The following is a 17,412-nucleotide window of genomic DNA, read 5'->3' as shown; positions in this document are numbered from 1 at the left end:
AGGGCGAATTCTTTACCTTTGGCCCGATTTGGCATGCGCTGACCGCTTGGTGCACCAGCCCCCGGTCGGCGGCGGTCGGACACCCCGCCGCTCAGACACCGGGGCGCTGCCGCTTGGCGAGTTGCCAGACCAGGCCGGCACTCAGGCAGGCGGCGCCGACCGCGGCGGCGGCCAGTACGCCGCGGCTGGGTGCCTTGAACTCGGGCAGCCGGCGGTGCAGTTCGATGGGGCGGTCGAAGACCAGGATCGGCCACTCGCGGGCCACGGCCTCCTTGCGCAGGCCTCGGTCCGGGTTGACGGCGGAGGGGCGGCCGACGGCTTCGAGCAGCGGCAGGTCGGTGATGGAGTCGCTGTACGCGTAGCTGTCGGCCAGGTTGTAGCCCTTGCACTCGGCCAACTCGCGGATCGCGGCGGCCTTGTTCTCGGCATACGCGTAGTACTCGATCTCGCCGGTGTAGCAGCCGTCCTCGATCGCCAGCCGGGTGGCGATCACGTGATCGGCGCCGAGCAGGGTGCCGATCGGCTCGACCACCTCGGCCCCGGAGCTGCTGACGATCACCACATCCCGTCCCGCGGCGTGGTGTTGCTCGATCAGAGCCGCCGCCTCCTCGTAGATGAGCGGGTCGATCATGCCGTGCAGGGTCTCCGCGACGATCTCGCGGACCTGCTGGACGTTCCACCCACGGGTCAGCGCGGAGAGATATTGCCGCATCTTCTCCATCTGGTCGTGGTCCGCCCCGCCGACCAGGAAGACGAACTGGGCGTAGGCGCTCTTGAGGACGGCCCGACGGTTGATCAGGCCGCCTTGGTAGAAGGGCCTGCTGAACGCCAGCGCGCTCGATTTGGCGATGATCGTCTTGTCGAGGTCGAAGAAGGCGGCGGTGCGGACAGGGCCGAGGGGCCGCTCTCCGGCGTTGCTCCGGGACGCGCCGGCGGGCTCGGGGTCGGCGGCGTCGGCCTGATCGACGGCGCTTGCCGAGGTGCCCGGGGCGGCCTCGGCGGGCTGCCCGGGTGTGTGCGGGACAATCGGGCTACCGCTCGGTGCGCGATTCGGCGCGACCTCCGGTCCGGAGTTCTCGGCACCGTTGGCGATGTCGGCGTTCTCGGTGGTGTCCACAAGAACCGAGGATAGATGGCGGTCCCAGGAGCGCCGCCATTCGGTGGACCCAAGGGCGTGCTGGTTTGTGTTTCTGGCCGGTCGGGTACACCATGGAAGTCACGGATCGTTCGCGACCGTGCTAACCCGGTCCGGCTCCTCCCCCCCGAGTCGGGCTGTGGATAGACGACCCCCGCTCTCCCCCCCGGCGGGGGTCGTCGCATGTCCAGGGCCATTTTTCAGGCTTCTGTCGGGGGTCGGTGGCGTGCAGGAGAGGTGAGCGTTCCCTCTCGTGGCCTAGTCGGCTTGCGCATGTCAGGCCATTCTTCGTCACTCTATGTAGTTATCCGAGTGATACCCGCTTACTTGTTCAGAAGAGCGTCAATTTCACCGTCGAGGACTCCTCTCAAGGGTGAGGTGGGGCCAATCGGGCGAGTCCAGATATCCACATGGCCCGGGTTATCCACAGCGAATGGATGAGTGGCTGACGCAATTGGAACGAGGCGGCACGGTTGGGGCCAAGCCGAAGCCAGGGGCTCGGACCGATGAGGCGCAGACCGCCGATCGGGACGGCAGCACATGGCCGAGGTCCCATCGTCCTCGCCTGCCTCGTCCTTCCCGGACCCGCCGTCCGACGTCTCGCGCGTCGGGCTGAGGGGTCGAGTCGACGGAGCGTCAGCGAGCGTCCCACGCGGGGAGGCAGCCATGCCGGCACTCACCATCGACCAGTACGGATCAGCGTCCGACGATCCCGGCGCCGCCGGGCCCCTCATCCTCACCGAGGACGAGGGGCTCGTGGAGCAGCTGCTCCGGCTCTGCGCGGCCGCTGGTGCTCAACCTCGGCTTCTGGCCGGGACACCACCGCGCCAGCTCTGGGAGACCGCCCCGCTGGTCCTGGTCGGCGACGATCAGTACGAGCGGTGCTCCGGGCTTCCCCGGCGGCCCGCGGTGGTGCTCCTCGGCCTTGATCTCGACGACTGCGAGGTCTGGGTCCGGGGTGTCCAGCTCGGCGCCGAGCAGGTGGTCTTCCTGCCCGACGCGCAGGCCTGGCTGCTGGACCGGATCGCCGACGCGGTGGAGGGCTCCGCCAGTCCGGCGCTGACCGTGGCCGTGCTCGGTGGCCGGGGCGGTTCCGGCGCGTCCACTCTCGCCTGTGCGCTGGCCGTCACAGCAGCCCGAGCGGGCCATCACACGATGCTCATCGACGGCGACCCGCTGGGCGGAGGGCTCGATGTCCTGCTCGGCGGGGAGTGCGCCGACGGGCTGCGCTGGCCCGACCTGGCCAGCGCGCGAGGCCGGGTCAGCGGTGCCGAACTCGTAGCGGCACTGCCGAGGTTGCACCAGATCAGCGCGCTCTCCTGGGACCGGGGCAGCCCGCTGCAGATCTCGCCGATCGCGATGCACAGCGTGCTCGCCGCGGCGCGGCGACGCGGTGGGCTGGTGGTTCTCGATCTGCCACGACATCTCGATCCGGCTGTCGCCCACGCGCTGGAGCAGGCCGACACCGGCCTGTTGGTAGTGCCCGCCGAACTGCGGGCGATGGCCGCCGCGGGCCGGGTCGCGGCCGCGGTCGGCATGCGCCTGGCCGATCTTCGGGCCGTGGTCCGGTGGCCAGGGCCAGTGGGCCTGCGGGGATCAGAGATCGCCCGTGGCCTCGGCCTGCCGCTGGCCGGCGAAATCACCCACGAAGCAGGGCTGACGGTCGACGCGGAGCGCGGCAGACCGCCGGGGGTGAGGTCTCGTGGCCCGCTCGCCCGGTTCTGTTCCGCCTACCTGACCGCGGTTCTGCCGAGCACTCCCATCACCGAAGGAGGAATGGCGTCATGAGCATGCGCACCACGTACATCGGGAACGCCCCGGACCAGCGCGCCGCTCGGGGCCCGCGGCCGGTCCGGCCGCTAACTGCCCCCATGGCGGTCCGGCGGCGCTCCACCAGCACCTCCGCCGGAGCACCGGCCGGTACGACGGCGGCGGGGCGCGCTACGGCCCTGCTCGATGCCGTGCGGCTGCGGCTCGCGGAGGCGGGGGCGGTACCCACCGCCACGGAGGTCACCGCCGCGTTGCGCTCCGAGCGGCCGCCGCTGGGCGGTGACGACCTGCTCGACACCGTCAGCACGCTCCGCTCGGAGCTGGTCGGTGCGGGCCCGTTGGACACCTTGCTGAGCGCTCCGGACGTGACGGATGTGCTGGTCAACGGCCCGAACGAGGTCTGGGTGGATCGCGGCGGCGGGCTGTCCCGGGAGAGCTCCGTCGGCTTTCCCGACGCCGAGGCGGTGCGCCACCTCGCGTACCGGCTGGCCACCGCGGCCGGCCGCCGGCTCGACGACGCCCGGCCCTGGGTCGACGCCCGCCTGCCGGACGGCACCAGGCTGCACGCCGTGCTCCCGCCGATCGTCAGCGACTGCACGCATCTCTCCTTGCGGGTCAGTCGCCAGCAGCCCTTCACCCTCGGTGAGTTGGTGAAGTCCGGGGCGATGCCGCCGGCCGGTGCCGAACTGCTCGGCGGCATCGTCCGGGCCCGCCTCTCGCTGATGATCAGCGGTGGTACCGGCACCGGCAAGACAACCCTCCTCGCGGCGTTGCTGGGCCTGGTCGGGCGGCAGGAGCGGATCGTCATCGCGGAGGATTCCGCGGAGTTGCGGCCCGCCCATCCGCACGTGGTCCGGCTGCAGGGGCGGCCGCCGAACCAGGAGGGGCTCGGTGAACTGACCTTGCGCGACCTGGTGCGGCAGGCGCTGCGGATGCGACCCGACCGCTTGGTGGTCGGGGAGGTGCGTGGCGCGGAGGTGACCGAGCTGCTGGCTGCTCTCAACACCGGCCATGAGGGCGGTTGCAGCACGGTGCACGCGAACACGGCGGCCGATGTGCCGGTTCGCCTCGAGGCGCTGGGGTCGATGGCGGGGCTGGACCGGTTCGCCCTGCACAGCCAGCTCCGTGCCGCGCTGGACGTGGTGATCCATCTCGTCCGCGACCAGCGGACCGGTCGGCGCCGGGTCGCCGAGCTGCACACACTCGTCGGGGACCACGTCGGTCTCGCCGGCACAGTTCCCGCCGTGACCTTCGGCCCGGACGGATCGGTTACCGAGGGGCCCGGCTGGGAGCGACTGGCCCAGCGTTGCGCCGAGCGCGGCGTCGTCCTGGAGCGGGGGCGGCGATGACCGGGCGCCAGGTTGATGTCGGGCCGGCCCTACTGCTCTGCGCGGTCGCGACCGTCGCGTGGGGCCGGCTGAATCGGCGATTGCGGCTGCGGCGGCGCTCCGAGGTGGTGCTGCCGCAGCAGCCGAGCGGTCCCGCGGTACTGATCAGGATCGGTCGGCAACGGCTGCGTTGGCAGCTCGGCTGCGGCTGGCCCCGGCCGCGCTGGATGGTGCCCGAACTCTGGCTGCTGCCAGTGGGGTTGATCGCCGGCTACGGCCTGCGTTCGCCAATCCCCACGGTGGCCGCGGTGCTGCTGGTCTTCCCCAGCTGCCGATGGCGGGAGCAGCGCGGGGCGATCCGGGAGGAGCGGTTGCGGGCGACCGCCGTCGTCGAACTCTGCGCCGCGCTGGCGGGCGAACTGCGCAGTGGCGCCACGCCCGAGCAGGCGCTGGAGACGGTGACCGCTGCGGGCAGGGCGGTGGGGAGCGTCCTCGGACGGCTGGGTGACGAGGCGCTGGCACGCCTGATGGCCGCTCGCTACGGCGCGGACGTGCCGGCGGCACTGCGCTGGCTGGGGACCTTGCCCGGGGGCGCCGGAGCCTGCGCGATCGCGGCCTGCTGGCAGGTGACCGCGGACAGCGGGGCAGGGCTTGCCGCGGCTCTCGACCAGGTGGCCGAGGCCCTGCGGGCCGATCGTGCGCTGCACGAGGAGGTCCGAAGCGAGTTGACCGGGCCGCGGACCACTGCCGGTCTGCTCGCGGCCCTCCCGGCTTTCGGGCTTCTGCTGGGTGCCGCCCTCGGGGCCAGGCCACTGTCGGTCCTGCTGCACACGCCTCTGGGGTGGGGGTGCCTGCTGACAGGCCTGCTCCTGGAGGTCGCCGGGTTGCTGTGGACCGGGCGGATCGTGCGCGGGGCACTGGCCGAGGTGGGCGCTCCGGCCGGGGCCGTGGCACGACCGCCAGGGCGATGGGCGCAGCCGGATCGGCTGGGAACGGCCCGGCAGCGGCAGACGGGGAGGCACGACGGCCATGGCGGTCGGGGCCTGTGGGGGACGGCTGCTGCGCCGCACCGGTCCTGCCGGGCGGGGAGCAGCGGCCCTGGGAATCCCCACCTGTGGCGGCGGCATCGGGCGGGTCCGTCGGCCCGGTGGCGGCCGAACACGACGGTGCGGCGGCGGGGCTGTACGGGGCGGCCGGCGCATCGGGGGTTGCCCCGGGCCGGTGAGGGCGCGCTGGGGGTGTCGTGGTGAACGCGGAGTCGAGTCTGGGCGAGGCGCTGCCGGTGCCGGTGCCGTTGGTGATCCTGGCCGTGGCGTTCACCCCGGCGCTCGTCCTGGTGACAGCTGTCGGCCGGTTGCTACGGCGCCGGGCTCAGCGGCGGCGGGCGGCTCGGGCGGGGCTCCTCGGGGAACGCGGAGGAGATCGGCCGGCCCCGGCCGCCGGCGACCCCGGCACCGGGCGCGGTCAGCCAGGTAGCCGCTGGAGGCTCAGGGCCGGGGCCGGGGCCGGGGCCGGGGCGAGGGCGAGGGCCGGGGTGCCGCTGCTCGTCGGCGCGGTGGTCGCGCTGCTGGTGCCCGGTGCGATGGGTGCGGTGGGGGGAGCGCTGGCGGCGGTGCTGTTGTGGCGAGGGCCGCCGGTGCTGCGCTCGACCCGCCCTGGCCGGGTGTCCGACGAGTCGGGCCTGTTGATGGCCCAACTCCCCTTGACGGCCGATCTGCTGGCCGCCTGCCTCGGGTCATCCGCTTCCCCGGCGCAGGCCGCCGAAGCCGTCGCGCGGACGATCGGCGACCCGATGCGGGCACGGTTGGCCGCCGTGTCGGCGGAGCTGGCCCTGGGAGCGCCACCGGCGGCTTGTTGGGAACGGCTGAGTGAGGACTGCCCGGCGCTGGCTCCGCTGGCCCGGTGCCTGGTGCGCACCACCGTCAGCGGCGCGCCGCCGGCCGCCGCGCTCGCCGGGCTGGCCGTCTCACAACGGGCGGCGGCGGCTCGCGCCGCACACGCCCGGGTGCGTCGCGCGGGAGTGCTGGCGACCGCGCCGCTGGGGCTCTGCTTCCTGCCGGCGTTCGTGCTGATCGGCATCGTGCCGGTGGTCACGGGTCTGGCGGCGGCGTTCGGCCGGCGCCTGTGATCGGCAACCGGCTCGGCGGCCGGCACGCATGACGTGACGTCAACTACCTGATCAAGAACTCTTCACGGAAGGCAGTGAGAACGATGAGTGGAACGAATTCAGCACGCGGAGGGCGCAGGGCGGGCGCGAGGGGCCGGGACGCCGGCCGGGGCAGGCTGGTGGTGACCTTCATCGCTTCCCCGGCGCACGGGCAGGCAGAAGATGGCCGGCCGGAGTCCGGCGCACTGGCGGCCGTCAGGCGCCTTCCCGTGGTGCCGGTGGCCGACTCGACGGCCGACTTCCCGGATCCGCTTCGAGTCGCCAGGCGGCCGGGGCTGGCCGGGAGGGCGTCGCCGCCCACGCACCGTCGGCCGCGGCACCAGGTGCGGCGTCCGGTCCGCGAGGCCGTTCGCTGCGCCTGGCACCGTCTCCTCCGTCGGGCCCGGCAAAGGTTCGCAGGCGCCGGAGACCAGGGGATGTCGACTGCCGAGTACGCGATCGGAACGGTGGCAGCGTGCGGGTTCGCGGCCTTGCTGTACAAGGTCGTGACGGGCGGGGCGGTGACCACCGCGCTGACCGATCTGCTGGATCGGGCACTCCATGCGGTGTGACGGGCCGGGGCCGCCGGTCGGGCGCCGGCGGCCCCTCGCCCGGTGGGGTCGCGTACTCCTCCGTCTCGTCCGCGCCGGCGGTGCCGGCCGGGAGGCGGGGTACGTGACCGCGGAAACCGCGGTGGTCGTGCCGTCGCTGGTGCTGCTGCTCGCGATGTTCCTCTGGGGTGTCCTGGCCGGGGCCGCGCAGCTGCGATGCATCGACGCCGCGCGGGTGGCGGCCCGGACGGCGGCACGGGGTGACACCGACGCCGTTGCCAAGGCAGCCGCTGTCGCGCCGCCAGGGGCGACGATCCAGGTTCTCGGGAGCGGCGACACGGTCTCGGTCCTGGTGGAAGCGAAGTGTCTTGGGGCCGGACGGCTGGCGTCCGCGCTCTCGGTGACGGTCTCGGCAACGGCGGTCGCCGCACGGGAGGACCGGATCGGAAGGGAGGTGGAGTGATGTTGTCCGGCGAACCGAGGGCGCCTGGGTCGGACGGGTCGGACAGGTCGCCCGGGTCGGGCGGTCAGCGTGGGGAGCGGGATCGGGATCGGGGTTCGGCGACCATCTGGCTGGCCGGGCTGCTGTTCCTCGGGTGCGCGCTCTTCGGGCTCGCTCTCGCGCTCGGGTCGGTGCTCGCCGCCAGGCATCGCGCCGAGTCCGCCGCCGATCTGGCGGCGCTGGCCGCGGCGGACCACCTGCTGTTGGACCCCGACGGCGGGTGCGCCCGGGCGGCGGCGCTGGCGGCGGACCACCGGGCCCAGCTGGTCTCCTGCGTGGTCGACCTCGGCACGGACAGCGTCGAAGTGGCCGTCCAGGTGCCGGTGCGGGGTGTCCGGGTGCCGGTCGGCCCGGCGATCGCACGGGCACGGGCCGGGCCGGTCTGGGCCCCGGGCGGGGTGGACGAGGCGGCTACGCCCCCGGACACGCCGGCCAGGAGCGCGTCGTGGCCGGGGGCCAGGCCCACCCCGTGGATCGCGGGTGCGGCGACCCGCAGGGGCGTGCCCCTTGGAGTGCCTGTCGGTGCTGTCCGGCGTCGGGCGCTACTCCGGGTCGGCCTGGGCGGCCGGGGCCCCCTCGCCCCCGCCCTTGGGACCGCCCCCGCCCTTGGGACCGCCCCCGTCCTTGGGACGGCCCCCGCCCTCGGGATCTCCTGCGGCAGCGGGGGCGCCGGCGAGGAGTGCGTCGAGCAGGCGGACGGCCCCGGCCTTGTCCAGCGGGTCGTTGCCGTTCCCGCACTTGGGCGACTGGACGCAGGAGGGGCAGCCGCGCTCGCACTCGCAGGAGGAGATGGCCTCCCTGGTCGCGGTGAGCCACTGCACCGCTCGTCGGAAGCCGTGCTCGGCGAAGCCGGCCCCGCCGGGGTGGCCGTCGTAGACGAAGACGGTCGGCAGCTGGGTGTCCGGGTGCAGCGGCACCGAGACGCCGCCGATGTCCCACCGGTCGCAGGTCGCGAAGAGCGGCAGCAGGCCGATCGAGGCGTGCTCGGCCGCGTGGGCGGCGCCGGGAAGCTGGTCGTAGGGGATCAGCGCGTCCACCAGTTGCTGCTCGGTGACGGTCCACCAGACCGCCCTGGTCCGCAGCGTCCTGGGCGGCAGGTCGAGCTTGGTCTCGCCGAGGATCTCGCCGGTGGAGATCCGCTTGCGCAGGAACCCGACCACCTGGTTGACGACCTCGGCGGAGCCGAAGTTGAGGCTGCCCTCGCCCCAGGCCACGGTGCGGTCGGTGGCGAGGATCGAGATCGCCGTGGTGTCGCGGGCCGATGTCGTGTACGAGGGGTTGGCGAGCTCGACGAGCGCCGCCGAGGCCTCCAGGTCGAGGTTCCGGACCAGGTACGTGCGCCCCTGGTGGAGGTGGACGGCGCCGGTGTGCACCGTGGTGTGCGCGGCGGCCGCGTCGACGGTGCCGAGCAGCCGCCCGGTGGACGCCTCGACGATCTGGACCGGGTTGCCGCCGCTGCCGCGCAGGTCGACGGCGTCGACCGCCCGTTCACGGCGGGTCCAGTACCAGGAGCCGTCGGTTCGGCGGCGCAGCAGCCCCCGCTGCTCCAGCACCGGCAGCAGCTGGGCGGTCGAGGGGCCGAACAGCTCCAGGTCGTCCGGCCCGAGCGGAAGTTCGGCGGCGGCGGCGCACAGGTGCGGGGCGAGCACGTGCGGGTTGTCGGGATCGAGCACGGTCGCCTCCACCGGGCGGGCGAAGAGCGCCTCGGGGTGGTGCACCAGGTAGGTGTCCAACGGGTCGTCGCGGGCGATCAGTACGGCCAGCGCCCCCTGGGCCTCCCGTCCCGCCCGTCCGGCCTGCTGCCACAGGGAGGCGCGGGTGCCGGGGTAGCCCGCCATCAGCACGGCGTCCAGGCCGGAGACGTCGACGCCCAGCTCCAGGGCCGAGGTGGAGGCCAGACCGAGCAGCCGGCCGGAGTGCAGGTCGCGCTCCAGGGCGCGGCGCTCCTCCGGCAGGTAGCCGCCGCGGTAGGCGGCGATCCGGTTGGCGAGCGGTGCGTCGAGGTTGTCCTGGGCCTGCAGCGCGACCAGTTCGGCGGCGCGCCGCGACCGCACGAACGCCACGGTCCGGGTGCCGGCCGCCACCAGGTCGGTGAGCAGGTAGGCGGCCTCGGTGGTGGCGGTCCGCCGGACCGGCGCGCCGTGCTCGCCGACGTGTTCGGTGAGCGGCGGTTCCCAGAGGGCGAAGACCAGGGGGCCGCGCGGTGAGGCGTCCTCGGTCACCGCGACCGCGGGCAGCCCGGTGAGCCGCTCGGCCGCCGCGGCCGGGTCGGCGGTGGTCGCGGAGGCGAGCAGGAAGACCGGGTCGGCGCCGTACCGGCGGCAGAGCCGGCGCAGTCGGCGCAGCACCTGGGCGACGTGGGAGCCGAACACGCCGCGATAGCTGTGGCACTCGTCCACCACCACATAGCGCAGTGCTTTCAGGAAGGAGGACCAGCGGGCGTGCGCGGGCAGGATGTTCCGGTGCAGCATGTCGGGATTGGTGAGCACGTAGCCCGCGTACTGGCGGACCCACTCGCGTTCCTGCGGCGGGGTGTCACCGTCGTAGAGCGCGGCGCGTACCCGGTCGGGGGCGAGTTCGGCGGCCCGGCGGCGCTGGTCGGCGGCGAGGGCCTTGGTCGGGGCGAGGTAGAGCGCGGTCGCGCCACGGCCGTTCGGGGCCTCGGTGCCGTCCAGTAGGTCGCTCAGTACCGGTGCCAGATAGCCGAGCGACTTGCCCGAGGCGGTCCCTGTGGCGATCACCACAGTTTGGCCCTCTTTTGCCAGATTCATGGCCTCGGCCTGGTGGGCCCAGGGCCGGGGGACACCGAGTTTCGCGGCGGCGGCGCGGATCTCGGGGCGAATCGGGTCGGGCCAAGGGGCGTAGCGCGCCTCGCGCGCGGGGAGATGCTCCGTATGGGTGAGCCGGTCCGAGCGGCCCCGGCTGGCGACCAGGGTGTCGAGCAGGGCCTCGGGCAGGCGATGGCTGGGCGGCATGGAGACCCAGTGTGTCACTGGAGTGACGGACAATCGCGGCAAGCCATCGTGCGGGCATGCTGCCAGGTGGTTGAATGATGCGGTGGCGGCCAGCTGGCCGGACCGGCGGCACCTGGGCCGGTTGCTCGGCCATGCGGTGGAGACCGGTTCAGGCGGCGCAGGCCGACTGACACGGTGGAGATCGCTGGTCGGGAGCGGTGGCCGAACGGCCGATGCCGCCCGACTCGCCGTAGAACGCAATATGACGTAGCAAGGCAAGGTGCTGGAGGTTCCGTGGACCTGTCCCTGTCGACCCGTACAGTCGGCGACCGCACGGTCGTCGAGGTTGGCGGCGAGATCGATGTGTACACCGCTCCTAAGCTTCGCGAGCAGCTGGTCGAGCTCGTCAACGACGGCAGCTACCACCTGGTCGTCGATATGGAGGGCGTCGACTTCCTGGACTCGACCGGTCTGGGCGTGCTGGTGGGCGGCCTGAAGCGGGTTCGCGCTCACGAGGGTTCGCTGCGCCTCGTCTGCACCCAGGAGCGCATCCTGAAGATCTTCCGGATCACCGGTCTGACCAAGGTCTTCCCGATCCACTCCTCGGTTGACGAGGCCGTCGCCTCGACCGACTGATCCGGCGGGCTCCGGGGCCTCCCGTTCTTCGGGGTGCCCCGGCGCCCGGCCGCACGATCTGTCATGGCTGCACAGGTTTCTGTGCCGGCCTCATACGTCCGGTGCGTCCGGTGCGGTGCGTCGGCCGGTGACCGGCGCCCCGTCAGGGTGGTCGGGCCGCAAGAGTGGTGGCGCCGCGTCAGGGTGCCAGAGCGGCGGCCGTTCGCGAGTGCCGAGCCGCGGCCTGGAGCAGTGTGTCCCCTGGAGACGACCCCGAGAGGGAGAGATGGCAACCGTCGAACTGCGATTCAGCCCCCTTCCCGAGCACGTGCGGACGGCACGGCTGGTGGCGGCTGCGGTGGCCAGACGCGCGGGCGTGGACGAGTCGGTGCTGGACGAGCTCCGGCTGGCCGTCGGCGAGGCTTGCTCCCGCGCCGTGGGCCTGCATCAGCGTGGCGGCCTCGGCGGCGCTGTCCGGGTCGCTCTGACCGACCAGGAGAAGCGTTTCGTCATCGAGGTCGGTGACGGGGCCGGCGCGCTGAGCGAGTTGGCCGCGCCCACCGACGACGAGTCGGGGGACGGCTCGGACGACACCCTCGGTCTCGCGGTGATCACCGGACTGGTGGAGGACGTCGAGGTCGGCCGGGACGAGGCCGGCGGGCTGATCCGGATGGGCTGGCCGGTTCACCCGGCATAGCCCGGTCCACCCGGCACAGCGGTGGCTCGGGAGGCCCAGCGCGGTCCCTGATGCTCCCCGAGTGTGAAGTGACACGAAAAAGAATCATGGGCGGCCCCGAAAACCAAGGTTTTTCGGGGCCGCCCATGATTCTTTCTGTTCTCTGCTGCACGCGGTCTATATCAATCCCGCGTTGATTCCTACACTCGCTCCTGGATATCCGGTCGGACCGAGTAATCCGGTCCGGTCGCCTGTGCCACCAGAGCCACGTGCGCGCCGTCCGGACAGTTCGGCGTGCCGGTTTTCGGGGAGGACGCATGGCGGGAATCACGATCATCGCGACTGCTTCAGGCGCTTTCGGCGCACTCACCTCCGCTCCAGCCACTCCAGTTCCAGCTATCTCCGCTCCAGCCTCGCACGCGCTTTCAGCCTCGTCCGCGCCGCTGGCCACGCTTTCCGCAGGGACACCGGTGCGACCACGAATCTTGGACGTTCTGGCCGACGGGTCCACGGGTAACGCGGTACTCACCGGTGGCAATCGGCTGGTGGTGGTGATCATCGGCCTGATCGCCCTGGCCGCCCTCGGTGTCGCCGTCCTGCTGATCCGCCAGGTGCTCGCGGCGGACGCCGGGACGCCGGTCATGCGGCGGATCGCGGGAGCCGTCCAGGAGGGCGCGAACGCCTACCTGGCCCGGCAGTTCCGCACCCTGGCGGTGTTCGCGGCAGGCGCCTTCTTCCTGCTGATGCTGCTGCCCGCGGACAACTGGTCGCAGCGGCTGGGCCGTTCGGTCTTCTTCCTGGTCGGTGCCGTCTTCTCGGCGGCCACCGGCTATCTGGGCATGTGGCTGGCCGTGCGGGCCAACGTCCGAGTGGCCGCGGTGGCCAGGGGCGTGACGGCCGGTCAGGAGCGCCCGGCACAGCACCGGGCGATGCGCATCGCGTTCCGCACCGGCGGCGTGGTCGGCATGTGCACGGTGGGGCTCGGCCTGTTCGGCGCGGCCCTGGTCGTGCTGCTCTACCAGGCCAACGCGGCCCGGGTGCTGGAGGGCTTCGGCTTCGGCGCCGCGCTGCTCGCGATGTTCATGCGGGTCGGTGGCGGGATCTTCACCAAGGCGGCGGATGTCGGCGCGGACCTGGTCGGCAAGGTCGAGCAGGGCATCCCCGAGGACGACCCGCGCAACGCCGCCACCATCGCGGACAACGTCGGCGACAACGTGGGCGACTGCGCGGGCATGGCGGCGGACCTCTTCGAGTCCTACGCGGTGACCCTGGTGGCCGCGCTGATCCTGGGCCGGGCGGTCTTCGGCGACGTCGGCCTGGTGCTGCCGCTGATCGTGCCGGCGATCGGCGTGCTCACCGCGGTGCTCGGCATCGTGGCGGTCGCACCGCGCGAGCGCGACCGCAGCGGGATGTCCGCGATCAACCGGGGTTTCTTCCTCTCCGCGGCGGTCTCGCTGCTGCTGGTGCTGGGCGCGGCCTACCTGGTGCTGCCGTCCAGCTTCGCGGCCCTGCACCACGTGCCGGACGCGATCCGTGGCCACCACGGCGATCCGCGCCTGTTCGCGCTGGCCGCGGTGGTGATCGGGATCGTGCTGGCCGTGCTGATCCAACAGCTGACCGGCTACTTCACCGAGACCAGCCGCCGGCCGGTGCGCGACGTCGGCCGCAGCTCGCTGACCGGTGCGGCCACCGTGGTGCTCTCCGGCGTCTCGCTCGGCCTGGAGTCGGCGGTGTACTCGGCGGTACTGATCGGTGCCGCGGTCTACGGCGCCTACCTGCTGGCGGGCGGCTCGATCGTGCTGGCGCTCTTCGCGGTCGCGCTGGCCGGCACCGGCCTGCTGACCACGGTCGGCGTGATCGTGGCGATGGACACCTTCGGTCCGGTTTCCGACAACGCGCAGGGCATCGCCGAGATGTCCGGCGAGGTCGAGGGCCCGGGCGCCCGGGTGCTGACCGAGCTGGACGCGGTCGGCAACACCACCAAGGCGATCACCAAGGGCATCGCGATCGCCACCGCGGTGCTCGCCGCGACCGCCCTCTTCGGCTCCTTCACCGACGCGATCAACGAGGCCGTCGCCAAGGCCGGCGGCAGCGCGGTGATCGGCAGCCCGGCGGGGCTCAGCCTGGACATCTCGCAGCCCAACAACCTGGTCGGCCTGCTGCTGGGCGCGGCGGTGGTCTTCCTCTTCTCCGGACTGGCCGTCAACGCGGTCTCCCGGTCGGCCGGTTCGGTGGTCTTCGAGGTCCGTCGCCAGTTCCGCGAGCACCCCGGGATCATGGACGGCAGCGAGATCCCGGAGTACGGCAAGGTGGTCGACATCTGCACCAGGGACGCGCTGCGCGAACTGGCCACCCCCGGCCTGCTGGCCGTGCTGGCGCCGATCGCGGTGGGCTTCGGCCTGGGCGTGGGGGCGCTCGGCTCCTACCTGGCGGGTGCGATCGGGTCGGGCACCCTGATGGCGGTCTTCCTGGCCAACTCGGGCGGAGCCTGGGACAACGCCAAGAAGCTGGTGGAGGACGGCGCCCACGGCGGCAAGGGCAGCGAGGCGCACGCGGCGACGGTGATCGGCGACACCGTCGGCGACCCGTTCAAGGACACCGCGGGACCGGCGATCAACCCGCTGCTCAAGGTGATGAACCTGGTGTCGCTGCTGATCGCGCCGGCCGTCGTGCGGTTCAGCTACGGGGCGCACGCCAGCGCGGGCGTTCGCGGGCTGGTCGCGGCGTTCGCGGTGCTGGTGGTGGTCGCCGCGGTGTACGCCTCCAAGCGCCGCACGGTGGACGTGGCGGGCGGCACGGACGCACCGCAGGCGGTCGGGGACGGGGTGGTGGCCCCGGTGGCCCCGGCCGGCGGCTGAGCGGCCCGGCCGGCAGCGAGCGAACCCCGCGTCATTCGGGGCCGGTCCGATCCTTCCAGGCCTTCGGGCGGGAGCGCCCCGAGCGGGGACGGAACCGGGACAGCCGTCCCGACCGTCCCCGCTCGGGTGTCGGGTAGGTTCACCCGGGACGGATCGGGACTTGACTGAAGGGCTCCCAGGTGGACGAGCGAGTGCTGGCGGACGGGCGTGCCCCGGCGGTGGGACGGGGCGGCGGCACGCGGCCGCGCAGGGGCGGACCGGCCCGGCGCCTGCTCGGCCTGCCGCTGCTCGGGGTACTGCTCGCCACCGGCGCGGCGGCCTGCTCCAGCGACAACAGCGGGCAGCTGAACGGCTGGGCGAAGCAGGTCTGCGACGGCATGCGGGACCCGGTGACCCAGTCGCAGACCGCGCTGAAGGACACCGGACAGGTCAAGCAGGGTGAGGCACCGGCCGATCTGCAGAAGCGGCTGGCGGCCGACCTGGGCAACCTGGGCACGGCCAACCAGCAGATCGCCGACGCGATCGACAAGGCCGGCGCTCCCAAGATCGACAACGGTGCCGGCCTGCAGAAGGACGCCGTGAGCGAGCTGCGGCAGGCGGCGCAGGGGTACCAGGACGTCCAGAAGAAGCTGACGGGGCTGTCGACGGACGATCAGGGGAAGTTCGCCGACGGGCTGAAGAGCGTGGGCGACCAGGCGCAGCAGCTGTCCAAGCTCTCCACCGTGGCGCTGGCGAAGGTGCAGACCGGCGACCTGGGGAAGGCCATCGCCAAGCAGCCCGGCTGCAAGAGTCAGGGGGCCTCGACGGCGGGTGCCGACGGGGGTGCGAACCCGAGCGCGGGTGCTTCGGGCAACCCGGGTGCGTCCGGTAGCCCGGCGGCCTCGGGCAGTCCGGCGTCCTCCGGCAGTCCGAACGGGTCGCCGAGCCCGGGCGGGGCGTCGAGCCCCAGCGGTTCGGGCAGCCCGAGTGGCTCGCCCAGCCCGGGTGGGTCGGGGTCGCCGGCCGCGTCGGGCAGCCCGTCCGGGTCCGGGAGCCCGGCGTCCTCGGGCAGCCCGTCCGGCAGCGCCTCGCCGAGCTGAGCCGGGATTCAGCCGAGCGGAGCTGAGCCGGACTGAGCCGGACTGAGCCGAGCTGGCCCGCCGCTGGGCCGCCGCTGGGCCGCCGCTGACCCGCCGCTGGGCCGCCCGCTGGGCCGCCACCGAGCCGCGCCGAACCGTCCTGGGCCGGCCGTGGCGGCTCCGGTCCTGCCCTGACGGTCGGTCAGGGCGCGCCCGGCTCGGCTGCCCGGCCCACGGGCGGGACAATGGCGGGGTGACCAAGCTCCCCAATCCCGACCCCGCTCATCTCGCCCGACTGCGTGAGGCGCTGCTCGCTGCCTCGTACACCGCCGACGGCTGCCTCGACCTGCTCGGCCCCACGGGCTATGCCGCGCTGGCGCGCAGTGAGGCGGTGCCGGCGCTGCGCGCGACCAGGGGCGGCACGCCGCTGGAGACGCTGGTCCGGCTCTTCCTGCTCCAGCAGCCCGTCCCGCACGCCGCCGCGGCCGCCGCACTGCCGGTCCAGGAGTGCCTGGCGGACGGCTGGCTGGAGCGCTGTCCCGACGACGCCGAGCAGGTGCGGGCCACCGTCGACGTCCGTCCGTACGCAAACGAGGTGGCCGGGCTGGAGAGCGCGGACTCCTGGGTGGTCTCCGACCTGGGCTGCGCGGTCGGCGGCGCGGGCGGGATCGGCTCGGGCGGCAGCGCCGCCGGGGTGGCCCGGCGCGAGCTGGTGCTCGGGGTCGGCGGTGCCTCCACGACGCTGGCCGGTCTCGCGGTGCGCCGGCCGGTGCGTGCCGCGCTCGATCTCGGCGCGGGCTCGGGGGTGCAGGCGCTGCACGCGGCCCGGCACGCCCAGCGGGTGACCGCCACCGACCTCAACCCCCGGGCGCTGGCCTTCTCCCGGCTCACCCTGGCGCTGTCCGGCTTCGAGAGCACCGACACCGCCGAGGGCAGCCTCTTCGAGCCGGTCGGCGATCGGCGCTTCGACCTGATCGTCTCCAACCCGCCGTTCGTGATCTCGCCCGGCAGCCGGTTCGTCTACCGGGACGGCGGGATGGCCGGCGACCAGCTCTGCCGCTCCCTGGTCCGCGGCGCCGCCGCGCACCTGGAGCCCGGCGGCTACTGCCAGCTGCTGGCCAACTGGCAGCACGTCAAGGGCGAGGACTGGCACGACCGGCTGGCCGGCTGGGTGGCCGGCACCGGGCTGGACGCCTGGGTGGTGCAGCGCGAGGTGCAGGACGTGGCGCAGTACGCGGAACTGTGGCTGCGGGACGGCGGCGACCATCTGGCGCCCCGGTCGGCCTACGAGGCCCGTTACAACGAGTGGCTGGACGCCTTCGAGGCGGCGAAGGTCGAGGGCATCGGCTTCGGCTGGATCACCCTGCGGGCCTCGGGCGCCGACCGGCCCGCGGTGCGGATCGAGGAGTGGCCGCACCCGGTGGAGCAGCCGCTGGGCCCGCACATCGAGCAGTGGTTCGCCCGGCAGGACTTCCTGCGGGCGCACGACGATGCCGGGCTGCTCGACGCCCGTTACCTGCTGGCCGACGACGTGGTGCAGGAGCAGGTCGGCCCGCCCGGTGCCGAGGACCCCGAGCACGTGGTCCTGCGGCACAACCGGGGCATGCGGCGTGCCACCAAGGTGGACACGGTGGGTGCTGGTTTCGCCGGCGTCTGCGACGGAACGCTGACCGCCGGGGAGATCCTGGACGCGATCGCGCGGCTGCTCGGCGAGGATCCGGTGGTGCTGCGTCAGCGGGCCCCGGAGTCGCTGCGGCTGCTGCTGGAGCAGGGCTTCGTCGAGCCGGCCACGATGTCACAGTGATGATCTGACGATCAG

General features: G+C 73.3%; 13 protein-coding genes and 1 pseudogene. 12 read left to right on the top strand and 2 right to left on the bottom strand.

Annotation, left to right across the window (positions count from 1 at the left end):
* Positions 1 to 91: 91 nt before the first annotated feature.
* Positions 92 to 1,027, bottom strand: coding sequence for an HAD family hydrolase (locus ACFZB9_RS20750; RefSeq protein WP_391449522.1), 936 nt, complete (start codon positions 1,025 to 1,027; stop codon positions 92 to 94).
* 774 nt (positions 1,028 to 1,801) lie between these two features.
* Between ACFZB9_RS20750 and ssd the strand changes: the two genes are divergently transcribed.
* The 7 genes and pseudogenes from ssd to ACFZB9_RS20715 form a co-directional block, all read left to right on the top strand.
* Positions 1,802 to 2,923, top strand: coding sequence for a septum site-determining protein Ssd (gene ssd / locus ACFZB9_RS20745; protein ID WP_391449127.1), 1,122 nt, complete (start codon positions 1,802 to 1,804; stop codon positions 2,921 to 2,923).
* A gap of 83 nt (positions 2,924 to 3,006) precedes the next feature.
* A complete protein-coding gene (locus tag ACFZB9_RS20740; RefSeq protein WP_391449125.1) occupies positions 3,007 to 4,254 on the top strand; it encodes a TadA family conjugal transfer-associated ATPase in 1,248 nt (415 codons plus the stop codon).
* Positions 4,251 to 5,483: a type II secretion system F family protein gene (locus ACFZB9_RS20735; RefSeq protein WP_391449123.1), complete on the top strand. Its 1,233-nt coding sequence runs from the start codon at positions 4,251 to 4,253 to the stop codon at positions 5,481 to 5,483. The genes ACFZB9_RS20740 and ACFZB9_RS20735 overlap by 4 nt, the downstream gene beginning before the upstream one ends.
* Before the next feature lie 284 nt (positions 5,484 to 5,767).
* Positions 5,768 to 6,361: a type II secretion system F family protein gene (locus ACFZB9_RS20730; protein ID WP_391449121.1), complete on the top strand. Its 594-nt coding sequence runs from the start codon at positions 5,768 to 5,770 to the stop codon at positions 6,359 to 6,361.
* 83 nt (positions 6,362 to 6,444) lie between these two features.
* The gene (locus tag ACFZB9_RS20725) at positions 6,445 to 6,951 is read left to right on the top strand and encodes a DUF4244 domain-containing protein (protein WP_391449119.1); all 507 of its coding nucleotides are present in this window, start codon (positions 6,445 to 6,447) and stop codon (positions 6,949 to 6,951) included.
* Positions 6,952 to 7,054: 103 nt separating this feature from the next.
* Positions 7,055 to 7,393: a TadE family type IV pilus minor pilin gene (locus ACFZB9_RS20720; RefSeq protein WP_391449117.1), complete on the top strand. Its 339-nt coding sequence runs from the start codon at positions 7,055 to 7,057 to the stop codon at positions 7,391 to 7,393.
* A pseudogene (locus ACFZB9_RS20715) lies at positions 7,393 to 7,800 on the top strand (Rv3654c family TadE-like protein); the annotation flags it as partial. The gene ACFZB9_RS20720 and the pseudogene ACFZB9_RS20715, both read left to right, overlap by 1 nt.
* 174 nt (positions 7,801 to 7,974) lie before the next feature.
* On the opposite strand, the gene ACFZB9_RS20710 reads toward ACFZB9_RS20715, so the two are convergent.
* Entirely contained in the window at positions 7,975 to 10,407 is a 2,433-nt protein-coding gene (locus ACFZB9_RS20710) for a DEAD/DEAH box helicase (protein ID WP_391449115.1), read from the bottom strand.
* A 273-nt stretch (positions 10,408 to 10,680) separates the two neighbouring features.
* Between ACFZB9_RS20710 and bldG the strand changes: the two genes are divergently transcribed.
* The 5 genes from bldG (at position 10,681) to ACFZB9_RS20685 (ending at position 17,397) form a co-directional block, all read left to right on the top strand.
* Positions 10,681 to 11,022 carry an anti-sigma factor antagonist BldG gene (gene bldG / locus ACFZB9_RS20705; RefSeq protein WP_266296198.1) on the top strand — a complete coding sequence of 114 codons (342 nt, stop codon included), beginning with the start codon at positions 10,681 to 10,683 and terminating at the stop codon, positions 11,020 to 11,022.
* 265 nt (positions 11,023 to 11,287) lie between these two features.
* Entirely contained in the window at positions 11,288 to 11,698 is a 411-nt protein-coding gene (locus tag ACFZB9_RS20700) for an ATP-binding protein (protein WP_391449113.1), read from the top strand.
* 449 nt (positions 11,699 to 12,147) lie between these two features.
* On the top strand, positions 12,148 to 14,535 hold the full coding sequence (locus ACFZB9_RS20695) for a sodium-translocating pyrophosphatase (RefSeq protein ID WP_391449111.1): 2,388 nt from the start codon (positions 12,148 to 12,150) through the stop codon (positions 14,533 to 14,535).
* 179 nt (positions 14,536 to 14,714) lie between these two features.
* Positions 14,715 to 15,614: a hypothetical protein gene (locus tag ACFZB9_RS20690; RefSeq protein ID WP_391449109.1), complete on the top strand. Its 900-nt coding sequence runs from the start codon at positions 14,715 to 14,717 to the stop codon at positions 15,612 to 15,614.
* Between the two features lie 232 nt (positions 15,615 to 15,846).
* Entirely contained in the window at positions 15,847 to 17,397 is a 1,551-nt protein-coding gene (locus tag ACFZB9_RS20685; RefSeq protein ID WP_391449107.1) for a methyltransferase, read from the top strand.
* Positions 17,398 to 17,412: the final 15 nt, after the last annotated feature.

Source organism: Kitasatospora sp. NPDC008050, assembly GCF_042957465.1.
Classification (GTDB): Bacteria; Actinomycetota; Actinomycetes; order Streptomycetales; family Streptomycetaceae; genus Kitasatospora.
Note: the sequence above shows the minus strand (reverse complement) of the source record. Positions and strands in the feature narration are given on the sequence as shown.

Bases quoted from the DNA above. Each gene is read 5' to 3' on its own strand.
- ssd (WP_391449127.1), top strand. From the start codon at position 1,802: ATGCCGGCACTCACCATCGACCAGTACGGATCAGCGTCCGACGATCCC.
- ACFZB9_RS20740 (WP_391449125.1), top strand. From the start codon at position 3,007: ATGGCGGTCCGGCGGCGCTCCACCAGCACCTCCGCCGGAGCACCGGCC.
- ACFZB9_RS20735 (WP_391449123.1), top strand. From the start codon at position 4,251: ATGACCGGGCGCCAGGTTGATGTCGGGCCGGCCCTACTGCTCTGCGCG.
- ACFZB9_RS20725 (WP_391449119.1), top strand. From the start codon at position 6,445: ATGAGTGGAACGAATTCAGCACGCGGAGGGCGCAGGGCGGGCGCGAGG.
- ACFZB9_RS20710 (WP_391449115.1), bottom strand. From the start codon at position 10,407: ATGCCGCCCAGCCATCGCCTGCCCGAGGCCCTGCTCGACACCCTGGTC.
- ACFZB9_RS20700 (WP_391449113.1), top strand. From the start codon at position 11,288: ATGGCAACCGTCGAACTGCGATTCAGCCCCCTTCCCGAGCACGTGCGG.